This is a genomic window from Kitasatospora sp. NPDC023120, from assembly GCF_055560835.1.
This window is the reverse complement of the sequence record NZ_JBVHHY010000015.1, coordinates 159,238-182,600: the sequence shown is the minus strand read 5'-3', so window position 1 is coordinate 182,600 and position 23,363 is coordinate 159,238. Positions and strand designations below refer to the sequence as shown.

Below are 23,363 nucleotides of genomic sequence, written 5' to 3'. Positions count from 1 at the left end.
CCGGCCGGCCGCCGCTTCCGGAGCGGCGGCCGGCCGGGCGCGGTCCGTGCTCAGCAACGCACCAGCAGGGCGGTGATGTTGTCCCGCCCGCCGGCGTTCATGGCGGCGACCCAGAGGGCCTTCACCGCCCGGACGTCGTCCTCGGCGTTCCGGGCCAGGACCGCCTCCATCTCGGCCACGCCCACCAGGTCCGACAGCCCGTCACTGCAGATCAGCCACCGGCTGCCCGGGACGTACCGCTCGGAGCCGGTGTGCGGGTGGACGGGCTCGAAGCGGGCGGCGCCGCCGAGCGTCTGGAGGACGAGGCCGGTGGCGGCGCCGGGCCGTCCCGGCTCCTCCGGGTCCGGTGCGGGGGAGTCGTCCACCGACACCTGTCCCAGGTAGCCGCCCTCCTCGCGGTACAACCGGGAGTCGCCGACGTTGAACCAGGACACCCGGCGGGGCGTCAGCCACAGTCCCACCGCCGTGGTTCCCGCACCCGCGCACGCCGGGTCCGCCCCGGCCAGCTCGTACAGCTCCGCGTTGATCCCCCGGAGCAGCTCGGCGACCTCGGTGCTCCGGGCGCGCTCCGCCAGCCTGCGGACGGTGAGGGCCGCGGCGACCTCGCCGGCGTTGTGGCCGCCGAGCCCGTCGGCGACGGCGACCACGGTCGGCTCCTCGACCAGCAGCCGCACCACGACGGGGTCGACGGTGTCCACCCCGGCGGCGGTCAGCGCCCCGATGACGAACGCGTCCTCGTTGCCGCCGCGCACGGCGCCGCGGTGGGTCATCGCGGTGACGGTCACCTCGACCGCCTCCCGGGCCCCGGTCACCGCCGCTCCCCTTCACCCGGCCGGTCGACGCTGATCCCGAGCGTGCAGTCCGCCGCGAGCCGCAGCACGTCGCCGTCCCGCAGGGGCATCCGCGCACCGGCGCTGACCGGGCTGCTGTTCACGAAGGTGCCGTTGGTGGAGTGCTCGTCCCGCACCCAGGCGGTGCCGTCCGGCTCCAGCCCGACGGTCGCGTGCTGCCGCGAGACGTTGTCGTAGCGCTCCAGCAGGACGTGCGTGGTGTGGGCGGCCGGAGCGCGCCCGAGGAGCAGGGTGCTGCCCGGCGTCACGGTGCGCTCCACCGCCCCGAACCGGATCCGCAGGACGACGGTGGGGACGTCGCGGCGGGTCGCCTGCACCTGCGCGGCGCGCTCGTCGGAGCCGGCGGCGCGGGGCGGGCGCGCCTCGCCCAGCATCCGCTGGCAGACCACGCACACCTGGTTGGTCGGCACCGGGACCGGGGCGCCGCAGTGCGGGCAGACCCGGGGCTGCTCCTCCTCGGCCGGACCGCCCGCGCCGACCGGTTCCGTCGGCGGTTCCGGGGCACCCGCCCTGGTCGCGGTCGCGGTCGCGGTCGCGGTCGTGGGCGCCGTCGCGGGCGTGGGCGCGTACGGGGGCGGCGGGGGTGCGTGCGGAGGCGGGGCGTGCGGGGGCGGTGGCGGCACGGGCAGCGGGTACCGGGCGAGGACGGGACGGCTGAGGTTCCCGGAGCACCCCCGGCAGACGAGATCGTCGTCCTCCGCCTCCAGGCCGCAGGACGAACAGATCAGCTGCGCCATGACACCTCTTCCATGGTGATGCCGGCCGATCGGAGCCGGGCGCCCAGGCGGTCCATGTCGCCCCGGCGGGGAACGCCGATGAACCAGATGCGGCCGTCGGCCACGGCGACCTGCATCGGTGGCGCGTCCTCGGAGCCGGGCCCGTCGGGGGAGCCGGTGCCTTCGGAGACGCCGGCTCCCGCAGGGACATCGGCTCCCTCGTAGCGCTCGCGCCCGAGGTCGGTCAGCGCGGTCAGCCGCTGGTTGCTCGAACCGGCCCAGCGCAGGCCGGGGCTGTTGAGGCGGTCGACGTACGGACCGGTGATCACCGCGTCGCACCGGTCGAGGAGTTCGGAGTGCTCCCGTCGCAGCCGGGCGAGGGAGTACCCGCTGTAGACGAGCACGTCCAGCGGCGCGGACCGCTCGCGGCGCCAGAGGTCGACCCACTCCAGGAGCGCGGCGAGCGCCTCCGGCTGCTGGAACGGCTCTCCTCCCGAGACCGTGATCCCGTCGAGCGGGTCGGGCAGGCCGGAGAGCCAGGCCCGGATCGCGGTGACGTCCACGAGCGTGCCGGGGTCGGCGGCCCAGGTGTCCTGCGAGACGCACCCGGCGCAGCCGATGGTGCAGCCCTGCGTCCAGATGCCCGCCCTGGTCCCGGGGCCCAGCGAAGTCACCGGGTAGTGCGCCTTGTTCAGCATCAGCCGGACGGGGCCGGGGGAATCGGGGGAGGAGTCGGGGGAATCGGGGGAGGAGTCGGGGGAGGCCGTCATGCCAGCTCCACGGAGACGATGTCGCCCTCGCGCCGCAGGCCGGTCACCCGGACCCGCGTGCCCGCCGCCGGGTCGCGGTCGAACAGCGCCCGGGCGAGCGGATTGACGAACTGCGACTCCAGGGCCGTACCGATGCCCCGGCCGCCCATCTGCGGGTCGTCGGTGCAGCACTTCCGCAAGGCGGCCCGGACCCCGGCGTCCACCTCCAGATCGATGCCCTGCTCCTCGTGGACCCGGGAGACGATGTTGTCGAGCTGCAGGCCGAAGATCCGGCCCGCCGCCTCGCGGTCGATGAAGTTGAACACCACGATGTTGTCCCCGAAGCGGTTCAGCAGCTCCGGTCGCCCGAGGACCCTGGTGAAGTGGTCGTTGATCGCCGCCTTCATGCGCTCCTCGATCTCCTCGTACGGCATGTCGGGGTGGACGTGCGGCACGAGCCGCCCGCTGCCGTCCTCCACGGTGGTGCCGAGGTTGGAGGTGAACACGAGGACGGACTCGGAGAAGTGCACCGTCGAGCCGCGACCGTCCGTCAGCCGGCCGTCCTCGAGGATCTGCAGGAACTTGTCCAGGATCCGCGGGTGGGCCTTCTCGATCTCGTCGAAGAGGATGACCCTGAAGGGCTGCTGGCGCACCGCGTTGGTCAGTTCGCCGCCCGCCTCGAACCCTACGTACCCCGGCGGCGCCCCGATCAGCCGGTCCCCGGCGTGCTCCGCGGAGAACTCGCTCATGTCGAACCGCAGGTAGGCGGACTCGTCCGCGAAGATCAACGAGGAGACGGCCTTGGCCAGTTCGGTCTTGCCCACGCCCGTGGGACCGGCGAAGAACAGCACGCCGCGCGGGCGGGCCGAGGAGCTGGACTGCTGAGCGCCGGACAGCCCGAGAGCGGCCCGCTTCAGGATGTCGAGGGTCTTGGTGACGGCCTGCGGCTGTCCGACGACGCGCTGCGGGATCGAATGCTGCCCGTCCGTGATCCGCTTGCGCAGGTACTCCCGCTTCCAGGGGTTGTCCATGACGCCGAGCTTGTAGATGCGGATCGCGTCCGGAAGCTCCGTCATCGTCAGACCGCGGTCCCGGGCCAGCCGGGTGACCTCGATCATCGACTGCAGGGTGAGCCCGTCCGTCTGGGCCGCGAACGCGTCGCAGGCCTCGGCCGCCTGCGGGTCCGCGTCGAGGTCCGTGACGCCGAAGAGCTTCATCAGCAGGCGCGCGGTGGCCTGCCGGTCGCCGAGGTCCGGGACGGGGAGCCCGATGGAGCGGATCTGGTCGTTCGCCGACGTGAGCCAGGCCGGCAGATCGCCCTCACGGTCCGCCAGCCAGATGACCGGGTTGTACAAGGGGGTCGTCCGGCCGCTCGGAGCGCCCACCGGGACCGCCGTCCGGGAGAGCCTGGCGCAGAACCTGAAGAAGTCCCGCTCGTTCGGCTCCAGTTCGGTCGCACTGCGCGCGATGCGGGAGGCGTCGTCGAGCACCAGCGCCGCCCGGACCGGCTGCGCGGGCCGCGCCAGCTCGGCCATCAGGGTGCGCAGCGCCTCCAGCGAGGGGAGGGTCCCCGGCCGTGGGCGCCGGGGGAGCAGCCGGGACGCGGCCTGCTCGGCCTGCTCCGCCTCCTCGGCCGTGGCACCGGCCGGCAGGTGCACCCGCAGACCGTCCACCGGGTCGTGGACGAGCAGGCAGGCGTAGCCGCTCGTGCGGAGCGTCTCCCAGAGCAGGTCCAGCAGGGACAGCAGCCGGGGGCGTGCGCTGCCGGACTCTCGGACCAGGAAGCTGTCATGGCGGTTCCCCCACAGCACGAACTGCGAGTGGACGGGCAGAGTCGCCTCGAACTCCCGGATGAACGGCGGCCCTGCCGTCGGCGGCCCTGGCGTCGGTAGCTCTGCCGTCGGCGGCCCTGCTGTCGGTTGCTCTGCCGTCGGTCGGACGTCGCCGGGTGTGTGCGTGTCCTCGGTGGACAAGGATCCCCCTCCAGATGTTGCCGGCCCGCGGTCCGGACCCGGTCAGCCTTTCGGGCGGCTCACCGCTCGCGCTCCCGGTACCGGGGCCGGGCCCGCGCGCTCTCGGCGACCGGGGCGACCGGGGAGACGGCCAGGGGAACGGGCACCTGCCCGGGCGGGACCGCGACCTGGACGTCCGTGCTCAGCCCCGCCTGTGCGAGGCGGTCGCGCAGCACGTGGAAGTCCTCGCACCACTGCTCCTCGCGTTCGACGTCGACGTGCGCGTCGTCGTCACCGCTGCCGGCGGCGGTGCGCACCACCGCGGTGCGCAGCTGACCGACCTGCTGGTCGACGACCAGGTTGACCGCGTGCTCGGGCCATTCGCTCCGGGACAGGCGCAGGACGCCGTCGGTCACGGTGAGCGTCTCGAATCCCGCGCTGACCTGGTAGCCGAGGTCGGTGAGGGCGTCCGTCACCGTGTTGACCACGTACCGCTGCTCGGCCTCCGCCTCGGCCGCGGCCCGGCAGTCGGCGACCCGCAGGCGTAGCGGCGCGTCCAGGGCGCGGCGCCCGGCCACGACCTCCGCGAGCAGGGCCCGTACCGCCGCCGCGTCCGCCACCCGGGCGTGCTCGAGGTCGTGGAGCAGCCCGACCGCCTCACCGGCCTCGCGCCGCCTGGCCTCCGCGTCCTCGTTGGCACGTTGGACCCGCATCCTCGTCTCGGTCAGCCAGGTGCGGGCCTCGTCCAGCGAGGCCGCCCCGGCGACCCGCGCCGCGGCCTGCCGGGCGTCCGCCCGGTGGTCCTCGCCGCAGTCCGGGAGGAGCCGCGAGAGGACCCGGGTCAGGGTCCGCTCGACGCCCTCGCGCGCGGAGACGTCCTTGCGCGCGTCGGCCTGTAGTGCGGAGACGTCCTCGAGCGTGGGGCCGTCGGCGCCGGTGGGCTCCGGGTGGTCCGCGAACAGCTCGGCGGCATCGACCAGACGGCGCCCGGCGGTGTGCCCGGCCACGTCCGCGAACAGCGCCGCCGCGACGGCACGGGCGGTCTGCTCCCGCAGCTCCCGCTCCGCGGCGGCCAGCGCGCGGTCGGCCTCGGCGCACCAGGCTTCCAGCTCGTCGGTGGACTGCGCATCGCCGGACTGCCCATCGGTGGACTGCGCGTCGAGGCGGAGCGGCTCGGGCGGCAGGACGGTGATGGCGGCACCGTACCGCTGCTGCGAGTCCTCGCAGGACACGGCGAGAGCCGCGATCCGCGCGTTGCGCGTCTTCACCCGGCGCACCGCGGCGTCCCGGGCGGCCGCGGCCAGCAGGGCAGCCTCACGGGCGGCCTCCTCTTGGCGGCGGGTGGCCTCGCGGATCGCCGCGTCCTCCGCGGCCGCGCGCAGCGCCGCGGTGGTGAGGGCCTCGTCCCGCTGGTACGTCGTGCATTTGGGCCCGCTCATCGCTCCCCCAGAGCCTGCGTCCGCTGTTCCTCGTGTGCCGTCCGCCAGTCCCGGTACCGGGTGAACGACCAGAATCCGTACCCCGCCGCGACCACGAGGGTGATCGGCGACCACACCTCCAGGGTGACGATCAGCCAGGTCACGGTGCCCAGCACCAGGTAGAGCAGGCAGCCGCCGCCGCAGGCGATCGTCCGCTTCCGCATGGGCCGCAGCTGCGTCGCCACCGCTTCCCGCCCGCCGGACAGCCGACCGCCGACGACGGCGAGGCGGGACAGCAGGGACCACTGCGGGTGGTAGAGCTGTCCGAGCTTCGTCGCCAGCACCAGCTCGCAGACGAGCGGAACCCCGCAGGTCACGATCGCGGCGGGGATGAAGCGATCCAGGAACTCGTCCTCGCCGATCAGGGACCCCAGGATCAGGGGCAGGCCGACCGGCAGGGCGAACAGCAGGGCCACCCCGCCGATGGCCTGCAGGACCGCCCCTCCACCACCGGTCTGGCGGCGTTCCTCGGTGTCCTGCCACTCGCGCCGCTGCGTCGTCGTCGCGGCCTCGTTGGCGCGGAGCACCTCCTCCAGGCGGCGGGCTTCGGCGACGGCGGTCGGCAGGGTGCGCAGGGCCGCCAGGTGGCGGATCGGGTCCCCGCCGTGGGCCATCAGCGTGTCGAACCAGCCGATCCGGCCCGGTACGGACGCCGCGGCGGACTCGGCCCGCTGCCGCAGCGCCCGGGCCCATTCCGGGGACACCGCGATGGCCAGCGCCTCGACGCGGATCTCGGAGCCCTCCAGTTCTTTCCGGATCCTGGGCGGCAGCGCGCCGGACTCCCGCAGTCCGTCCCACCGGGCCGTCAGGTCGCGCCAGCGGCGGTCCACGTCGGCGAGCCGGTGGGCGCCCCCGCCGAAGGTGGCCAGGGTGGCGAGCAGGTCGCGGGTGTACAGCTCCTCGACGAGCCGCCGCGCCGTCCCGCGTCCGTCCGCCTCCCGGGCGGATGCCTCGCCCCGGGTGGATGCCTCGCCCCGGCGGGACTCCTCGTCCCCGGCGGACAGGGCGAGTTCGGCGAGCGTGAGCAGGTCCTCGGGGAGCATGCGCTTGCCGCGGTAGACCGGCGGCATCGTCGGGTCGAGCCAGTGCAGCAGCCGCAGCACCTTCGTGTCCGGCGCGTCGGTGCCGGGGAGGTGGACGTCGACCAGGTCCACCAGCTCCTCGGCGCCGTCGTGCTCGGGATCGTCGAACTGCGCCAGCCAGTTGCGCAGTTGGCGCCAGCCCTGGCTGGGGTCGTCCCGTTCCCCCATGGAGACGAAGAACCGGCGCGCGGCGGTCTCCCAGTCCGCCGCCAGGGCCCGGGCCAGGGCCGGCTTCTCGGTGTACTTCACACCGTTGAACTGCAGGGGGCTGCGCCCGGCGGCGCCAGGCGACTCGGCGCCCGGCTCCTCCGCCACCTCCGGGGTGTCGCCCGCGAGCCACCGGCGCACCTCGGAGGCACCCCACCGACGGCCCGGATCCCTGACCAGCAGCCCGCTGCACAGCAGCCGTACCCGTTCGTCCGCCACATCGGACACATCGACCGGCCGGGTCGCCAGGTGGTGCCGGACCGCCTGCTCCGACAAGCCCTCGAACGGCGTGCGGCCCGTCGCCAGCTGCCGGGCGATCACCCCCACCGCCCACCAGTCCTGCGAACCGGACACCTCCGCACTGAACAGGTACTCCGGCGCCGAGTACGCCAGCGTCCCGAACACGCGCTGGGTGAACCGGGACGTCACGTCCAGCGACTTGCTCACACCGAAGTCCGCCAGCGCCAGCTCCAGCGGCTCCCTCCGGCGGACCAGCACGTTCGACGGCTTCAGGTCGCCGTGCACGATCCCGGCGCCGTGCAGATGCGCCACCGCCTCCGTCAGCTGGGCGACGACCCCGGACAGGACGGCCGGCGACACCACCGTCCCGCCCGCGACCAGCTCCTCCAGCGACCCGCAGGGGAGGTACTCCGACACCTCGAAGTCGCGCCCGTCCGAGAAGCCGGTCTCGACCACGCGCACCACATGGGTGGTGTCCAGCTCCCGCAGCCGCTCCCAGACCTCGGGCATGACCCGGACCCCGCTGCGGTACACCTTCGCGACGAACTCTCCCCCCGCCGCGTCGCGGACCAGCAGGACGTCCGCCTCGCGCCCCTGGTGGGGTAACTCCCCGACCACCACGAACCGTTCGGCCAGCGCCGAGGGCAGTCGCAGCAGGGCCGTGGTACCCCCGCCCCGGCCGGCGCTGCCGGCGCCACCGCCGTCGTCCCGACGGGTCACGGCGGGATCGGGCACCCCGCCACCGGCACCGGCAGCATCACGACGCGTCACATCAGACGACATAGCCGACTCTTCCAAACCGTCACCCCCGCGGCAGGATTCTTATCCGGCTGGGTCCCGCTCATGCTACTCCAGCCGGGGTTCTCGATCTTCATACCTGAGTGGCTTGTTGATCGCGCTGCCCGCATGAGATAGGGGCCGCCGGCGGTGCCGCCGATCGGACCGGCCGGGCCGTCGAACTCCCGCTCGGAACCGGTCAGTTGCTCCCCGCCGCGCCGCCCCGTCCGTCGGGCGGGCCCTGCTGCGCGGGCGGCTCGCGCGGACCGGCCGCCACCTGCCGCCCGCTGGAGCAAACGATGCGTCACCTCAACTCGCGGCTCCTGGACTTGGCCCGCTACCGCCGGAACTCACACTTGCGCGGTGCTCGCCGAGCCCATAGCGTGGCGATACATCGGACCGATACATCGGACCGATACATTGGACCGACGCGCCGCCATATGAACTGCCGATTCGGTGACTGGAGCACCGGAGCACCGGCGCGAGCGGTTGCGTACGAGTCGGGTCGTGGCCGGGTGCCGTGCAGGTGCCGCGCCGCGAGTCGGCCATGTCTGGGCGCAGTGTGATCGGACCTTGCCGGCGCTGGTGCGTCAGCGCGGCATCACTCGGGAGACTGGGATAAACGTGGAGACAACGAAGCACCACATCGAGCCTGCCACCGGCCGGTTGGGCGTTCTGACCGTGGGCCTCGGCGCCGTGGCGTCGACCTTCATCGCCGGCGTCGAGCTGATCCGGCGCGGCCTCGCGGAGCCCGTCGGCTCACTCACCCAGATGGGCACCATCCGTCTCGGCAAGCGGACCGAGGACCGGGCACCGCTCATCCGCGAGTTCGTGCCCCTGGCCGGCCTCGACCAGTTGGTCTTCGGTGCCTGGGACCCGATCTCGGATACGGCCTACGAGTCCGCGCTGCGCTGCGGCGTCCTCGACCGCTACAACCACATCGAGCCGATCGCGGCCGAGCTCAAGGCGATCGAGCCGATGCCCGCCGTCTTCGACCAGCACTACGTGCGACTGCTCGACGGCAGCAACAACGTCAAGACCGGCTCGACCAAGCGGGAGCTCGCCGAGGCCGTCCGCAAGGACATCCGCGACTTCAAGGCGGCGAACGACTGCGACCGGCTGGTCGTCATCTGGTGCGCCTCCACCGAGATCTTCATCGAGCCCGGCCCCGCCCACGAGACCCTCGCCGCGCTCGAGGCCGCGCTGGACGCGAACGACGAGAGCGTCCCGCCCTCGATGATCTACGCCTACGCGGCCCTCAAGGAGGGCGTGCCCTTCATCAACGGCGCGCCCAACCTCACCACCGACGTCCCGGCGATCACCGAGCTCGCCCACGAGACCGGCGTGCCGATCAGCGGCAAGGACTTCAAGTCGGGCCAGACCCTGCTGAAGACCGTGCTGGCGCCGATGCTGAAGGCCCGCATGCTGGGGCTCCAGGGGTGGTACTCCACCAACATCCTCGGCAACCGCGACGGCGAGGTGCTGGAGGACCCGGACAGCTTCCGCAGCAAGGAGGTCACCAAGCTGGGCGTGCTGGAGCACATCCTGCAGCCGGGCCTCTACCCCGAGCTCTACGGCGACTTCCACCACAAGGTGCGGATCAACTACTACCCGCCCCGCGGCGACAACAAGGAGGGCTGGGACAACATCGACATCTCGGGTTGGCTCGGCTACCCGATGCAGATCAAGGTCAACTTCCTCTGCCGCGACTCGATCCTGGCCGCACCCCTGGCACTCGACCTGGTGCTCTTCATGGACCTGGCCCACCGCGCCGGCCTCAACGGCATCCAGGAATGGCTCTCCTTCTACTTCAAGAGCCCCCAGCACGCCCCCAGCGTCTACCCCGAGCACGACCTCTTCATCCAGCAGACCAAGCTGAAGAACACCCTGCGCTGGCTGATGGGCGAGGAGCAGATCACCCACCTGGGCATGGAGTACTACCAGGACTGACCGCAGCCCCACCCGACCAGGCCGCGCCGACCGCCCCAGTGGCGGTCGGCGCGGCCTTTCCGGCTCGATCCGTGCGTACCCTGACCATCGACTTCGCCCAAGGGAGATGCGATCATCGACGACTCGGGGCGTCGACCTGCGCCGAGTTCCCGACGAGCACAAATGGTGATCATGGAAGAATCCCGAACCGAACGCCTGAGCTGTCTCGCCGTGTGCGCCGGGGCGGGCGGCCTCGCGCTCGGCCTCGAGCAGGCCGGGTTCGATCCGGTGTTGCTCCTGGACAACCGCCCGGTGGCCTGCGAGACGCTGCGGCTGAACCGCCCGGACTGGAAGGTCCTGGAGTCCGACCTCCTCGACTTCGATCCGGAGGAGCACCGGGAGGTCTACGACGTGGACCTCGTGGCGGCAGGTCTACCCCGGGTGAAGGCGAGCGCCGCAGTGAGGCGCGAGGACAGCGACGAGGAACTCCGACTGCTCGACGCGACCGTCATGCTCCTGCACGGTGTGCAACCACGTGCGCTGCTCATCGAGAACGTCTCCGAGCTGGCCGCCAAGCCCGCGTACGAACCCATCCGCTCGCAGGTCGAGGCGGAGCTCGACCATCTCGGGTACGAGTACGAGTGGTTCGTCGTCAACGCGATGTGGCACGGCGTCCCCCAGGACCGCAAGCAGGGGATCCTGGTGGCGCTGAAGGGGCACTCCATGCGCGACTTCGTGCCCCCGGCGCGGGACGCCCAGCCGCCGCTGACGGTAGGTCAGGCGCTGCGCGCCTCGATGGCCGGCCGCGGATGGCCGCACGCCGACGCCTGGGCCGCTCAGGCCGACGAGGTCGCCCCGACCCTGGTCGGAGGTTCCTGGAACCGTGGGGGGCCGGATCTGGGTCCGACCGGGTCGAAGCGGTCCTGGGCCCGCATGCGGGTCAACGGCGGAACCGTCGGCGATGACGTCCCCGGGCCCGACGACCCCTGGGACCCGTCTCCGGACGGCACGGAGACGGTGAAGCTGACCGTCGAGCAGGCGGCCCGGTTGCAGGGCTTCCCCGAGGACTGGTCCTTCGCCGGCGGAAAGACCAATCGATACCGGCAGGTGGGCCACGCCTCGCCGCCCCCGGTGGCCCGGGCCTTCGGGCTCGCGATACGGGCGGCGCTGGGCCACGCCGGGCCCGCATCGCCGGACCGGTGGTGATCCGAATCGCCCGCAGAGCGTGACACGGGGGCGGACGGCACGGCAGGTGTCGTCCGCCCCGGTTCACCGCACGGTGCTCAGTGGGTCAGCAGGTGCGAGAGGAAGCCGATCGACGGGTCCTCCGGGGTGCCGACGAGCAGGGCCCGGTCGAGCAGGCCGTTGTTGTGCTCGCAGCTGGTCTCCGGCAGCATCACGCAGGCATGACAGGCGGCCAGGTTGGTGCCGCCCGCGCCGGAGATCTCGGTCTCGATGCAGAGCGGGTCGGCGGAGCACCACTCGGCACGCCGGACGGCCGAGCGCACGGCCTGGGCGAGCCGGTCGATCTCGCCCTGGGCGACCAGGCCACCGAGGCTCCCGGCCGAGTCGCTGGTGGCCGTGTAGATCAACACGCCGGCCATCTCGTCGCCCGAGTAGATCCGTTCGCGCAGCGATGCGGCAGGGTAGCCTGAGTCCAGACTCCACTCGTTGATCATCACGTGCGCGAAGGTGTGCAGCAGGGCCATGCGCGGGGTGGCCGGGGAGACCGGGACCCGGGTGGGGTCGGACGCCCGCTCGGTGAGCACCCGCTGGTGGCGGTGCCGGATGCGCGCCACGCGGTCGGCGACGGCGGGCAGCTCGGCCCAGGCGTCGATCCTCTCCTCGTCGAACCGGAGGAACACCCCCTCGCCGTGGACCTCCATGGCGGGCAGCCAGTCGGTGGGCGCGAGGGACAGCTGCGCCTCGTGTCCCTCGGAGGAGGTCTCGGGATCGATGACGCGGGTGAAGGCCTTGAGGGCACGGACCTCCCGGAGCTTCTTCACCAGCATCGGGGAGAGCAGGCCCAGGCCGGTCAGCGGCTTCCCGTTGCCGACGGGCGGCTCGCAGACGAACTGCTCGGTGTGGTGACCGGATTCCTCCGGGTTGCCGGCGCACAGACGCTGGTACTCCAGGTCGCGCAGGGCCCGGTAGCGCTTCTCCTGATCGAGGTCGGGACCGTTCTCTCCGGTCGAGTCCTCGGCCTCCATCGCGGCGATCAGGTCGAGCACCTGCTGGGGACTCATCGGGGAGGGGGACCCGTCGAAGATGTACTTCAGATGGATCTCGACCTCGGCGAGGTCGGAGCAGCCGCGGAGCTTGTCCCAGTGCTTGTCCAAAGCGTGCACGCGGGTGTCGCTCCACGGCGGGATGGACAGGGCCGAGCGGAGCACCGGCTGCCAGACGGAGGAGGAACCGCGCTGGAGGGTACGGGGGGGCTGCTTGCAGGGGAGGTCCTGGGCGTCCTTCAGCCAGGGGCGCTTGCCTTCGCAGCGGATGTCCAGTTCCCTGAGGACACCGCGTCGGAACGCCCCCTCCATGGACACTTCCGGAACCCCGCAGGAGCAGGAGAGCAGCACCGAGCGGAGCGAGGAGGTGCGGCCGGAGGAGTGCAGGCTCATCCGGCCGCCGCAGAACCCGGCCTCGCCGCGTCGGCCCCGGTGCAGCCACTTCCAGTACGGGAAGTCGGCGATGTGTCCGTCCTCGCAGGCGACCACGAAACGCGAGGGCACCAGGGGCTCGGTGCACTCGGCGCACTCGTTCTTCCCGGGCGGCGAGTTGAACTGCCGTACGTGGTCCAGTGCGTGGCACTCGGGGCAGTGGTGCCACAGCGGGAAGCGGCGTACCCGGAGGCCGTCCCTGCTGTCATCCCCGGAGGCGGGCGGGAGACGGAAGTGCTTCACGTCCAGCACCCGGGCCAGTCGGGGCTCGCGGATCACCGGGGCCTCGTCGCGCGGCCACTGCTCCGCCGCGCCGTCGATGCCCGAGACGATGAAGGACTCCTGCTCCACGGCGACCAACGAACCCACGCCGTAGGTGGTGATGGCCTGGGCCCGACGGACCGCGCCGCGACGGGGCAGGGTACGGGCCGGTGCGGCGGAGCCGGTGGTGCCGCGCCGACGGCGGGACGGGGGCGGGGTCATCGGGATGCCTCCATGAACAGGACGGACTCGGCGTCGACGTCGCGGAGGGACCACAGGGTCTCCCGCGCCTCGACGTCCTCCAGGGCGTCGTTGTAGGGCTTGAGCAGCGAGGGGACTGAACGTCCGCGCTTCGGTTCGTAGTACAGGCCGCCGTGCGCCTCGGCCTCGTCGTACCACCAGTCGACGAACTCGTCGAAGGCCGCCTCGACGTGGGCGACTTCCTCTGGGGAGACGTTCGCGACCCGGTCGAGGATCAGCGGGAGGATCGTCTTCCGCAGCTCGTTCCGGAACAGGTGGATCCTTCCGGCGTCCTCGTTCCGGCGGGCCGCCGGGATCAGGAGACGGGCCAGGGCGACGATCACCGCGTGCAGACCGCGGTCGCGCGCGCGGGCCGAGAACGGCGTCACCGAGGTGGACTCGACCTCGCGGTAGAGCGCGGAGTGGAAGTGCTGGAAGTTCTCGTAGTGCGAACGGTCCCGGGAACGGCCGGCGTTGAGCATCACCGCGACCAGACCGGGGTGGGCGCGGCCCACCCGGCTGGTGGCCTGGATGTACTCGGCGGTGGTCTGCGGCTGGCCCATGACGGCCATCAGACCGAGCCGGTCCACGTCGACACCGACGGCGATCATGTTCGTGGCGAGGAGCACGTCCACCACGTCCGCCGTGTCACCGTCCGTCAGCCTGCGCTCGATCTGCTTCAGACGGGCCGGGATGTCGCTGGCGTCGACCCGGCTGGTCAGCTCGGAGTAGTTGCCCACCGGGCGCGGCGCGCACCCGTCGCGCTCGGCGAGGTGGTCCAGGTAGGCCACGACGTCGTCGTGGACCTGGAGTTCGGCGGCGGACAGCAGCCGCAGGCTGTTGAAGTAGCCGACCAGCGTCCAGTACGCGTCGCGCACCTGTTCCGAGGTGTCGGCGCGCATCGCCCGGTGGAGCAGCGTGGCGTAGGTGCGGATCAGCAGGGTGGACTGGCTGGTGCCCGGGGCGAGCAGGCCCACGTAGCGGCGGGAGGCCTTCTCGCCCGCGGGGGTCTCCACGGCGAACCAGGAATCGCGGGCGTCCAGACCGGCGGGCGGGAACTGCCGCACCTCGCGGGAGAACAGGGCCCTGCCCTGGTCGGCGGCCCGGCGGATGGTCGCGGTGGAGGCGATCACCTTGGGGCGGTCGGCGAGCACGTCGACGGCCGTCTCGTATAGGCCGGTGAGGGTGCCCAGGGGACCGGAGATCAAGTGCAGCTCGTCCTGGACGATCAACTCCGGGGGAGGAGTGGAGTCCTGCGCGTCCCGGTTGAAGAGGGCGGCGGTCTGCGCGCGCCACGGCATGGAGGCGAACTTGTCGACGGTGGCGATCACCAGGGTGGGTCGGGCTGCGTACACGGCCTGGTCGACCAGGTGCACGGGCAGCCCGTCGGAGAACGCGCAGTCCGTGCCGGGGCAGCGTACGTCCATCCGCTCGGCCTCCTCGTCCACCGCGTAGTGGTGGGCGTCGAGGGCGGTCCCGCACCACGGGCAGGCGTGCAGCTGGACGGGGTTCTCCGTCTGGAGCACACGACCGGAGCGTGCGGCGCCGAGCTGCCGGGAGGCCACCTCGAGGGTGTTCGGGGTGGCGGAACGTCCCACCCACATACCGATGGAGATCTCCTCGTGGCCCAGCTCCTCGGGGTTGTCCAGGCGCATCCGCTCCATGGCGCAGATCAGGATCGCGGCACGCTCGAACTGCTGGAGGGTCAGGAGGCGCAGCGTGTAGCGCATCAGGACGGTGACGCCGCCCCCGGCCGGTCCGAGCCGCTTTCGGCGCAGGAAGGTGGTCAACGCGATCAGGCCCAGGTACGCCTCGGTCTTGCCACCACCGGTGGGGAACCACAGCAGGTCGGACACGCCCCGGTCGGGGTGCTCCGGGTCGTCCACCCCGGCCAGGCACAGCAGTATGAAGGCGATCTGGAACGGGCGCCAGCACGCGGAGGCCGGGTCCGGCTCGCCACGTCGGCCGTCCTTGACCCAGGCGGCCCGCGCCCGCTGGGTCGCCATCGCCCGGTTGGCCAGGCGGAACGCCCACATCAGGTCGGGCTTGTCGCGCAGCAGCGTGATGCCCTCCCGGATCCGCTCCAGGGCCTCGGCGCAGGCGTCGACCTGGTCGGACGCGGCCTGCTCGTACGAGGTGCCGGCGAGCGCGGCGGCCTCGTCCCGCTTCCGTTCGATCCATCGTTCGTAGCCCGCGGCCAGACCTTCCAGGGCGGCGATCACCTCGGTGTCGCCGGCCTCGGCGAGGCCGAGCATGGTGAGGGCCTTGGCGTCGATCGTCCGGTTGGAATCCGTGAGCAGCACTTCGTGCGTGGGCACGAACTCGGTGCGCACCTCGGGCACGCCCGCTGGCTCCACCTCGGTCACGCCGATCGGGGACGGGGTCCAGTCCCACACCGCCGCGCAGCCATGGCCGGCGGCGAAGGTGGGGGCGTGCCGGTGCAGCAGCCGGCTGGTCTCCAGTTCGGGATCGACGGCGGACGAGGGGGCGGGGCGTTCCACGAACGCGCTCGACCCGTCGGCGGCGCGGACCGTCAACCCGGTCTGGAAGAGGGCGAACGCGTCCTGCAGTTCCCGCTCGCCCACCTTCTGGATGTTGACCAGGGTGACCGTGACGGTGACCGTGCCGGTCTCCGGGGACGGGCGGCGGACGTGCACCTCCAGGCGCACCGTCCCGTCGATCAGGTCGCGCGAGGCGCCGCGGCCTGGGTGCCGGACGTCGACCGTGGTGTCCGGCAGATCCAGTTCCACCCGCCGCCACCGTTCCCGCTGGTCGGACGTGGTGCGGGCCTCGCTGCGCCGGGCCGAGACCTTGCGTCCCTCGGCATCCTCCGGCTCGTACACGGCCGCGCGGGCCGAGACCACGATCTCCCGGCACTCGGCGAGGCGGACCGCGAAGGTCAGGCCGACGCTGGACGGGCGGCGGTCGCCGGTGTTGGGGCGATCGACGGCGGCCCCGGACTCGTCGAGGCTGTCCGCCCCGGTCACGGGCTCCTCGTCCAGACCGTCCTCCTCGGCGGCGTCCTCCTGGAGACGGAGGCCGGCCTCTGCGTTCGCCGGACGGGGGTAGAGCACACCGACGGGGTACCGGGTGATCGGGGCGTCCTGGTCCAGGACTTCGGCGCGATCCTCGACGGAGGCGTCGAAGTCGGGGCCCAGCAGCTCCCGGCGGAGCCGGGCGACCAGGTCCTCACGGACCTCGTAGTGCCCGGCGTGCGGCCCTGCGTGGATGGTCATTCCTGCTCCTCCTCGGTTCCGGCGGCGTGCCGGAACCGTCCGATTCCGCTGATGCGTGGGGCGATCCACACCCCGTGGTCACCCAGGCCCGCGTTGGTCCCGGCGGCCGGGCTGCCCGCCACCGACTCCAGGCAGTCGACCCGCAGCCCGGTGATCTCCTCGGGCCACCGGACCTCCCAGGTCGTGCCCATCTTCAGGACGGAGTGCAGCTGGCTCCGGAAGGACTCGGAGGCGTCGCCGATCTCCCGTCCCCCGTGCAGCAGCGCGTACCGGGGGCTCTGCTCGGGGCCCATCGGGAGGGCGTCGCGCAGCCGGAACGTCACCGCGTCCCCCGGCCGTACCCGCTCCAGCAGGTACGCCTGGGCACCGGGAGCGTCCGTCGGGGCGCCGGCGGGCTCCACGGCGTCCACGTCACCGGACCGCACCTCGACACCGTCGCGGCGCCACCGGTGGCTCGGGTTCGGAACCCCGCGATACCAGCGGCCGGTCGGCTTGTGCCGGAGCACCGTCGCCGTGTCCGGCGGGCTGATCCGGTACAGGTCCTCCCGTGCCCGGGTCATCGCCACGTAGAGCGCGCGAGCCTCGGCGGGGACGTCGAGGTCCTCGGTGCGGCGCCGGAGCTCGGCCACGGTCGGCGGGGTGAGCAGTACCACCCGGTCGAACTCCAGGCCCTTGGCGCGGTGCACCGTGGACACGACCAGCCGGGCCGGCTCCGGATCGGCCAGTTCGTCGGGGAACCGGCGCTCCGCGACCAGTGCGCGCAGCCGCGCCACGTCGAGCGTGCCCCGACCGGTGCCGCGCGCCGCCACCCGCAGGGACCGTCCGATCCGGTCGAGGTCGGTGCCTTCGGGCAGCGGTGTCCCGGCGAGCACCTCGCGCAGCCGCTCCTCGGTGAGTACGGCGGCCCGGGTGCGACGCAGCACCTCGGCGACCCAGTACGGCACGGGTCGGTCCTGCAGCGAGCGACGCAGGGCGTGCGGGACCGCCTGGGTGTGCAGCAGTTCCGAGACGACCAGGGCCTGCCGGTTGTCCCGGCACAGGATCGCGCAGGTACCGGGGAAGGACCGCAGCGAGTCCAGGGTGAACGAGTCCGAGAGCGGGCCCAGGTCCGGGGCGTCGAGCAGCAGCTCGCGCAGCTCCCCGTGGAGCCGTTCGGCCGCCGCGTCCGCGCCCTCGGTGGCGCTGCCGATGCCTTGCACGGCGGGACCGAGCGGGAGCGCGGCGCGCGCCTCGGGGGTGACGGCCCGGAAGTTCCGGCTCAGGTGCAGCTCCACCAGGTCGTCGGCGTAGGAGATCCGCACCCAGCGGAGGAAGAGGTCGGCGCGATCCGCGTACTCCTCCGGGTCCTCGATCTGGAAGTCGTAGATCGCCTGGGCGGGGTCGCCGACCAGGGTGAACCCGCAGGAGTCCTGGAGCCGGTCGAGCAGCGACTCCACCAGCTCCCGGCGTGCGCCCACCAGGTCCTGCACCTCGTCGACGATCACGTGCGTGGGCGGGCCGGACTCCAGGGACTCCAGCGCACCCTTCTCGATCGCGTCGGTGGCCGCCCGGATGCGCTCGTCGAAGGAGAGCGCCGACCAATCCCCGTCCGGGTACGCCTGTCGCAGCAGGGAGTACGCCCAGGAGTCGAAGGTCTGCACCCGTACCCGCCGCGCGTGCTCACCGTGCCGGGCGATCCGGTCCCGCAACTCGCGGACCGCGGCCCGGGAGAAGCTGAGGACCAGCAGCTCGGAGGCTTCCAGCGCCTCCTCCGGGTCGGTGTGACCGATGAGCGCGTCCATGCGGCGCACCAGCGTGTGGGTCTTGCCGGACCCTGCCCCGGCGGTGACCAGGAGGCGGGTGTCCCACGGCAGGTCCACGACGGCCTGCTGTTCGGTCGTGAGGACGGGGCCGTCCTCGGCGGAGAGGATCACCGGGCGCTCCACAGGTGCTCGAACCGGGTGAAAGCGAGGGCGGTGTCGAAGTTCCGGATGTTGTCCCGGACGTTGAGGATGAGGCAGGTGTCCTTGCCGCCGTTGCGGGGGCCGCGCAGACCGCGCCCGATCATCTGCTGGTACACGTTCGGGCTGTAGACGGGCCGGGCGACGACCACCGCGCGGGTGGCCGGGGCGTCGAAACCCTGGGTGAGGACGCCGTAGTTGGTGAGCACCCGAACCCTGCCGTCGCGGAACTCCCGGATCCTGGCCCGGCGGTCGTTGTCGGAGGTGGTGGAGTCCACCGAGGACGCGGAGATCCCGTGGTCCTTCAGTCGGGCCGCCAGGTACTTGGCGTGTTCCACCGAGGTCGCGAACACCAGCACCGGCCAGTTTCCGTCCATCGCCGCGATCTCCGCGACGATGCGACGGCTGCGGTCGTGGTCGTCGGCGAGGCGCTGTTCGGCGGCCTTGGACAGCAGACTGAACTGCTCGGCGCTCTCCCGCTCCTGGCGGGACAACTCGATGGTGCCGCCGGTCAGTTCCTTGTGCTCGACCCGCGCCAGCACGCCCAGTTCCTGGAGGTGTCCGTAGGCGTTGCCGGAGGGGAAGACGCCCTCGTCCAGGCGGCGCGCGCCGAACCTGTTGACCAGACGGCGGGTCTCATCCACGTCGGGGCGGAACGGGGTGGCGGTGAGGCCGAGCAGATGCCGCTCGGTCCGGTGCTGGGTCAGGCCGAGAAGGCTGAGGATCTCGGTGTAGCTGGGGCTGGTCGCCACGTGCGCCTCGTCGACCACGACCAGCGTGGCCTCCCGCAGCCAGGCGTACCGGTCGGTGTCCAGGCACACCCGCAGTTTGGCGTCGGTGGCCACGACGAGCTGCGGCCCGTCGGTGACCGGGGCCGCCTCGTTCGAGGTCCACAGCCGGTTGATCGTCAGCCGGTCCTGCGCGCCCGCCCTGCTCCAGACGAACTGCCAGCTCTGTACGGCCTGTTCGCACAGCTCCTCGGTCTGGGCGATCCACAGGATCGGGCCCTTGAGAGTGCCGATCTGCTTGACCCAGCGGATGACCGCCTCGGCGGTCACCCGCGTCTTGCCGGCGCCGGTGGGCAGCGACAACATGGCGCGTTGCGGGGTGAACCGGTCCAACATCTCGAAGATGTTGAGGGCGAGTCGCTCCTGGTACTCGTGCAGGCGGGGGAAGTCCCGGGGGCCCTCCACGGTCAGGCTCTGTTCGAGGGTCGGGGCGCGGTAGCCGGCGAAGGGCGCGGGCAGGCCTAGTTCGGCGACGAAGGACACCGCCGCCGAGGTCCCGGTGTAGGACGACGGGGCGTTCGGGAAGCGCTCCTGGATGTCACGCGCGTGGGTCTTGAGCACGGCGTCGCCGTGCGCGTTGAACGCCATCTGGGCGATCCGACGGCCGGTGGGCTCCTGCCCGTCCAACTCCTGGCGCTCGGCGTCCATCAGCCCGGCGGGGAGCCGGTCGCGCAGGGACTCCGCGCCGATCAGCAGCTCCAGCTTGGCCGTCACGTCCGAGGCCTCGCGGATCGCCTTCACCGCGGACCGCACCTTCTCGTCCTGCTCCTGGCGGTCCTGGGCGTCCAGGACCGCCCGGCAGCCGGCCTCTCCCATCCGCTGACCCAGCTCACGGTCCACGGCCCGGAGCGTGCCGAGCCGGTCCAGCGAGTCCAGAACCTTGATCACATTGCCCTGGCGGGCGCTCTCCAGGGACTTCGCCCGCGCGCCGTGCGGGGTGCGGACGACCTCCTCCAAGGTGGAACAGCGCAGGAGGGAGTAGGTGGCGACGGAGCTGCCCATCCTCTGGCGCAGCGTCGGGAACTCCTCGACCAGCGGGACCGGCTCCACACTCGACTCGTGCCGGGTCTCCCGGCTGACGACGTCGTCGTGGCGCAGCATGCCCCACCGCTCGACCATGAGGTCGGCGGACTCCCGGTCCGGCATCAGCAGCGCGGGCACCCGTTCGGCCTGCAGCGAGCGGTACTCCTCCGGGTCCGCGGCCACGGCGATCTCGCCGTCCTCCCGGGTGTCCCAGGCGCCGCCGACCCGGCAGCGCGTCAGCGAGTCCTCGGGGAAGTCGATCTCCAGCCTGGTCAGCAGGGCGTAGGTGGAGCCGACGAACGCGTCGTCCTCGCTCTCCTGCAGCTTCTCCAGGAGCTGCTCCCACTGCTGCGGGCGGACCTTCTCGACGTTGCCCGCGAGTCCCAGCTTGCGCGCCTTCTCCGTACTGACCGACGCCACCGGGAGCACGTCACGGTACGCGTCGAGCTGGGGCCCCACGGCTTCCTTGAGGAGCTTGAGGCCCTGGGAGGTCCGCACCCGACCGTGCCGGGTGAGCATCCAGCGGATCGGGGACGACACGGACTGGCGCGTGTTGGCCTGCGCCCCGATCTGCAGCGTCCAGCTCTCGACCAGCGCGTCCTCGGGCAGGGCCTGGAGGAAGGCCGCGCGGGCCTCCTCCGATAGCCGGGGCAGCAGGTGCAGCGGCCCCCCGACGGGAGAGCCGTCGATCCTGGTCCTGGCGAGGGTGGGCCGGCTCGCCCGGTCGTCGAGCTTGCGGCAGTACGCCTTGTGCATCGCCTCCCGGTACTCCTCGAACCAGGGCTCGTCCTCCGGCCGGTGACCGGGGGTCGGGCGGTCCCTCAGGCCCAACTCGCGGAAGAAGCCCGTGTCGTCGGAGTGGAAGCGCATGTCCACGGCGATCCCGGGGTCGCTCTCCGCGGTGACGACGGGGCCGGGCAGCATGCAGTCGCGCACGAGGTGGAAGCGGCCGTCCTCGGTCCGCACCATCAGGGCGTCTGCCGGCGCCGGCACCCGCGTGGTCACCTCGTGGCCCACCAACGACGCACCCGCCCGGTGGAAGAGCTCCCAGAAGCGGGTCCACTCCTGCGTGCCGTAGGAGTCGAAGCCCTGGTCGAGGACGCTCACGAAGCGTCCCCGGACGTCGGCCTCCTGGATGCCGAGGGTGGTGAGGGCGGAGGAGAGCGACAGGTCGTCGGACAGGGCGCGGTCGACGTAGACCAGCGACTCCCGCAGGCCGTCCTCCTCGGTGCGCCGGTACACCACGCTGCCCAGCGGGGCAACCAGCCCGTGCTCCTCGGTGAGCACGATCCTGGCCTTGCGGGCCTCGGCAGCACAGGCGGCGTTCCAAACGATCATGTCGGCGACGATCCGGATGGCAGCCGCCGAGGCCTCCGCCGTGCCGTCGGACACCAGCGCCTCCAGCCACGCGACGACCGAGGCACGCTGCCGCCCGGCGGCGGCCAGGATGTGCTGGACCTTGCCCGCCCGCAGGTCCGTGACCTCGACCGAGGGGTGCACCCAGTCCCGGGGGCGGCCGGCGTACGCGTGCCAGGTCCGAAGCCAGCGGTTGACCGCGGTGCCGTCCTTCCCCAGGTCCGGATGGATGTTCAGGTCACGGGGCGTGCGCAGCACGCCGTCCTGGTCCGGCAGCGACGGGCACACTGCGGCGGCGGCCCAGATCTGCTCGGTGAGCAGGCGGTCGGCCCAACTGATGGTCTCCACGCCCTTGCTGCGACCGGGCAGCAGCGGGAGGTAGGCGCCGGGGTCCTCCGCCGGGGCGAGCTCGGGCAGCGACTCGACCACCAGCCTGGCCGCGACCCGGATCATCTCGACGTTGAACGGCGAGGAGTCGAGCAGGTTCTGGCGGTCCTCGTTGGTCTTCCAGGCACCGTTCAGGATGCCGCTGAGGGTCATCTCGTACTTGGTCGGGAAGAAGGACCAGAACCTGCCGCGGCCTCGGGCGTCGGCCGCGCTGAACACACCGGTCTTCTCGTCGGCGCGGTAGGCCGGAACCGCCCAGGCCACGTCGATGGAGACCCGGTCGTGCAGCTCACCGGCGTCGCGGCGGGCGGCCTCGGTCGGCTCGTGGGCGACAGAAAAGACCCGCCACTGAGAGGTCGCCGACGCCTTGCCGACGCGCTCCTCCTGGATCGTGTGCAGGTTGCCGTCCCGCTCGGACCGGAGGGAGCGGCGCACGATCGGGCGGGGCCGGCGGTCCTCCAGGACCACCTGGCCCACGTGCGGGGAGAACAGGTGGAAGCCGGAGGGGAACTCCTCGCGGGTGTCGTGCCCGGCCATGCCCTGGTGGCCGTGCATGTCCTTGCCCAGCCGGTCCGCGGCGCCGGGGAGCAGCGGCAGGCGGACCACCGTCGTGGCCCACTCCAGCAGTTCGTCCAGCACCCGGTCCCGGAGGCGCTCGGCCGCCATGTCCAGCTCGCGGGCCATCCGCAGCACGGGCGCCTCGAAGCCGTCGCCGAGCCGCTCGCGCACACCGGGGACGTTGCGGATCAGCTCGTACGACCAGGCCCGGTCGAAGCCGAAACTGCCGCCGTGGCTGAAGAATTCGGGTGTGTCGGTCACCACCAGGACCGACTTCACCCCCACACCGAACCGGCCGATCTGCCCGCCGCGCTTGCGGGACATACTCATGCGCAGGATGGTCTCGGCGCCCTCGGGAGTCACCGGGTCGCCCTGGTTCGCGCAGTACAGGTGGGTGCCGGTGAGGACGACGTGGATCCGGCCGCCGGGCTCACCGCGCAGCTCGTCGGCCGCGTTCTGGACGAGCTCGAAGAGCTGCCGGTCGCCGTATCCCCCCTGGGTGATGCGACGTTCGCCGTTGGCGTGTTCGGGGATCAGACCCGGGTCGATACCGTAGGTCTCCAGGACGCGGAGGGACTGTTCGACGACGGTACGGATCACCGGGGACTGCGGATCGGCCACGAATGGTTCCACTTCGGGTGCGGGAGGGAGGAGCGGACGACTCGGGAGACGGCGGCGCCGTCAGCTGCGGTGGATCGCGGAATTCTGCGGGGACACCGAGGTACCTGCGCTTTCACTTCGTGGAGAGGTGCACGATGGAATGGTGCGAGGTGGTGCGAGGGAATGAGCCGGGAAAATCCATGAAGGATTCGAGAAAGGCGAATGGAACGTGCCTTGACATGCTCTCGGCCACTGCCGGATGAAGCTGACGAGGAGTCAATCACGCCTCCCGGCGTTCGCGCAACGGGAAGCGGTGGAAAGCCCGCATAAGAT

The 23,363-nt window shown here is 72.2% G+C and carries 12 protein-coding genes; 2 read left to right on the top strand and 10 right to left on the bottom strand.

Going from position 1 to position 23,363, the window contains the following annotated elements:
* Nucleotides 1-50: 50 nt before the first annotated feature.
* The 6 genes from ACZ3TI_RS23125 to ACZ3TI_RS23100 all read right to left on the bottom strand — a co-directional run bounded on the left by ACZ3TI_RS23125 (nt 51) and on the right by ACZ3TI_RS23100 (nt 7,995).
* Nucleotides 51-812: a PP2C family protein-serine/threonine phosphatase gene (locus ACZ3TI_RS23125; RefSeq protein ID WP_465729050.1), complete on the bottom strand. Its 762-nt coding sequence runs from the start codon at nt 810-812 to the stop codon at nt 51-53.
* Nucleotides 809-1,588, bottom strand: coding sequence for an FHA domain-containing protein (locus ACZ3TI_RS23120; RefSeq protein WP_465729048.1), 780 nt, complete (start codon nt 1,586-1,588; stop codon nt 809-811). Before ACZ3TI_RS23120 ends, ACZ3TI_RS23125 begins: the two co-directional genes overlap by 4 nt.
* On the bottom strand, nt 1,576-2,337 hold the full coding sequence (locus ACZ3TI_RS23115; protein ID WP_465729046.1) for a 4Fe-4S single cluster domain-containing protein: 762 nt from the start codon (nt 2,335-2,337) through the stop codon (nt 1,576-1,578). Before ACZ3TI_RS23115 ends, ACZ3TI_RS23120 begins: the two co-directional genes overlap by 13 nt.
* A complete protein-coding gene (locus tag ACZ3TI_RS23110) occupies nt 2,334-4,127 on the bottom strand; it encodes an AAA family ATPase (RefSeq protein WP_465729044.1) in 1,794 nt (597 codons plus the stop codon). The genes ACZ3TI_RS23115 and ACZ3TI_RS23110 overlap by 4 nt, the downstream gene beginning before the upstream one ends.
* Before the next feature lie 221 nt (nt 4,128-4,348).
* Nucleotides 4,349-5,707 carry a hypothetical protein gene (locus tag ACZ3TI_RS23105; RefSeq protein ID WP_465729042.1) on the bottom strand — a complete coding sequence of 453 codons (1,359 nt, stop codon included), beginning with the start codon at nt 5,705-5,707 and terminating at the stop codon, nt 4,349-4,351.
* Nucleotides 5,704-7,995 carry a serine/threonine protein kinase gene (locus ACZ3TI_RS23100; RefSeq protein WP_465729040.1) on the bottom strand — a complete coding sequence of 764 codons (2,292 nt, stop codon included), beginning with the start codon at nt 7,993-7,995 and terminating at the stop codon, nt 5,704-5,706. Before ACZ3TI_RS23100 ends, ACZ3TI_RS23105 begins: the two co-directional genes overlap by 4 nt.
* Nucleotides 7,996-8,676: 681 nt before the next feature.
* Here ACZ3TI_RS23100 and ACZ3TI_RS23095 point away from each other — a divergent pair.
* Nucleotides 8,677-10,002, top strand: a complete 1,326-nt coding sequence (locus ACZ3TI_RS23095) for an inositol-3-phosphate synthase (protein WP_465729038.1) — start codon at nt 8,677-8,679, stop codon at nt 10,000-10,002.
* Nucleotides 10,003-10,173: 171 nt separating this feature from the next.
* On the top strand, nt 10,174-11,187 hold the full coding sequence (locus ACZ3TI_RS23090) for a DNA cytosine methyltransferase (protein WP_465729036.1): 1,014 nt from the start codon (nt 10,174-10,176) through the stop codon (nt 11,185-11,187).
* 77 nt (nt 11,188-11,264) lie between these two features.
* On the opposite strand, the gene drmB is transcribed toward ACZ3TI_RS23090, so the two are convergent.
* The 4 genes from drmB to ACZ3TI_RS23070 are packed head-to-tail and all read right to left on the bottom strand — an operon-like array spanning nt 11,265 to nt 23,051.
* Complete coding sequence (drmB, locus tag ACZ3TI_RS23085) at nt 11,265-13,124, bottom strand: DrmB family protein (protein ID WP_465729034.1); 1,860 nt, start codon at nt 13,122-13,124, stop codon at nt 11,265-11,267.
* Nucleotides 13,121-16,378 carry a helicase-related protein gene (locus ACZ3TI_RS23080; RefSeq protein WP_465729032.1) on the bottom strand — a complete coding sequence of 1,086 codons (3,258 nt, stop codon included), beginning with the start codon at nt 16,376-16,378 and terminating at the stop codon, nt 13,121-13,123. The genes drmB and ACZ3TI_RS23080 overlap by 4 nt, the downstream gene beginning before the upstream one ends.
* Complete coding sequence (locus ACZ3TI_RS23075) at nt 16,375-18,291, bottom strand: UvrD-helicase domain-containing protein (protein WP_465729030.1); 1,917 nt, start codon at nt 18,289-18,291, stop codon at nt 16,375-16,377. The genes ACZ3TI_RS23080 and ACZ3TI_RS23075 overlap by 4 nt, the downstream gene beginning before the upstream one ends.
* Entirely contained in the window at nt 18,288-23,051 is a 4,764-nt protein-coding gene (locus ACZ3TI_RS23070; protein ID WP_465729028.1) for a DEAD/DEAH box helicase, read from the bottom strand. Before ACZ3TI_RS23070 ends, ACZ3TI_RS23075 begins: the two co-directional genes overlap by 4 nt.
* Nucleotides 23,052-23,363 lie beyond the last annotated feature (312 nt).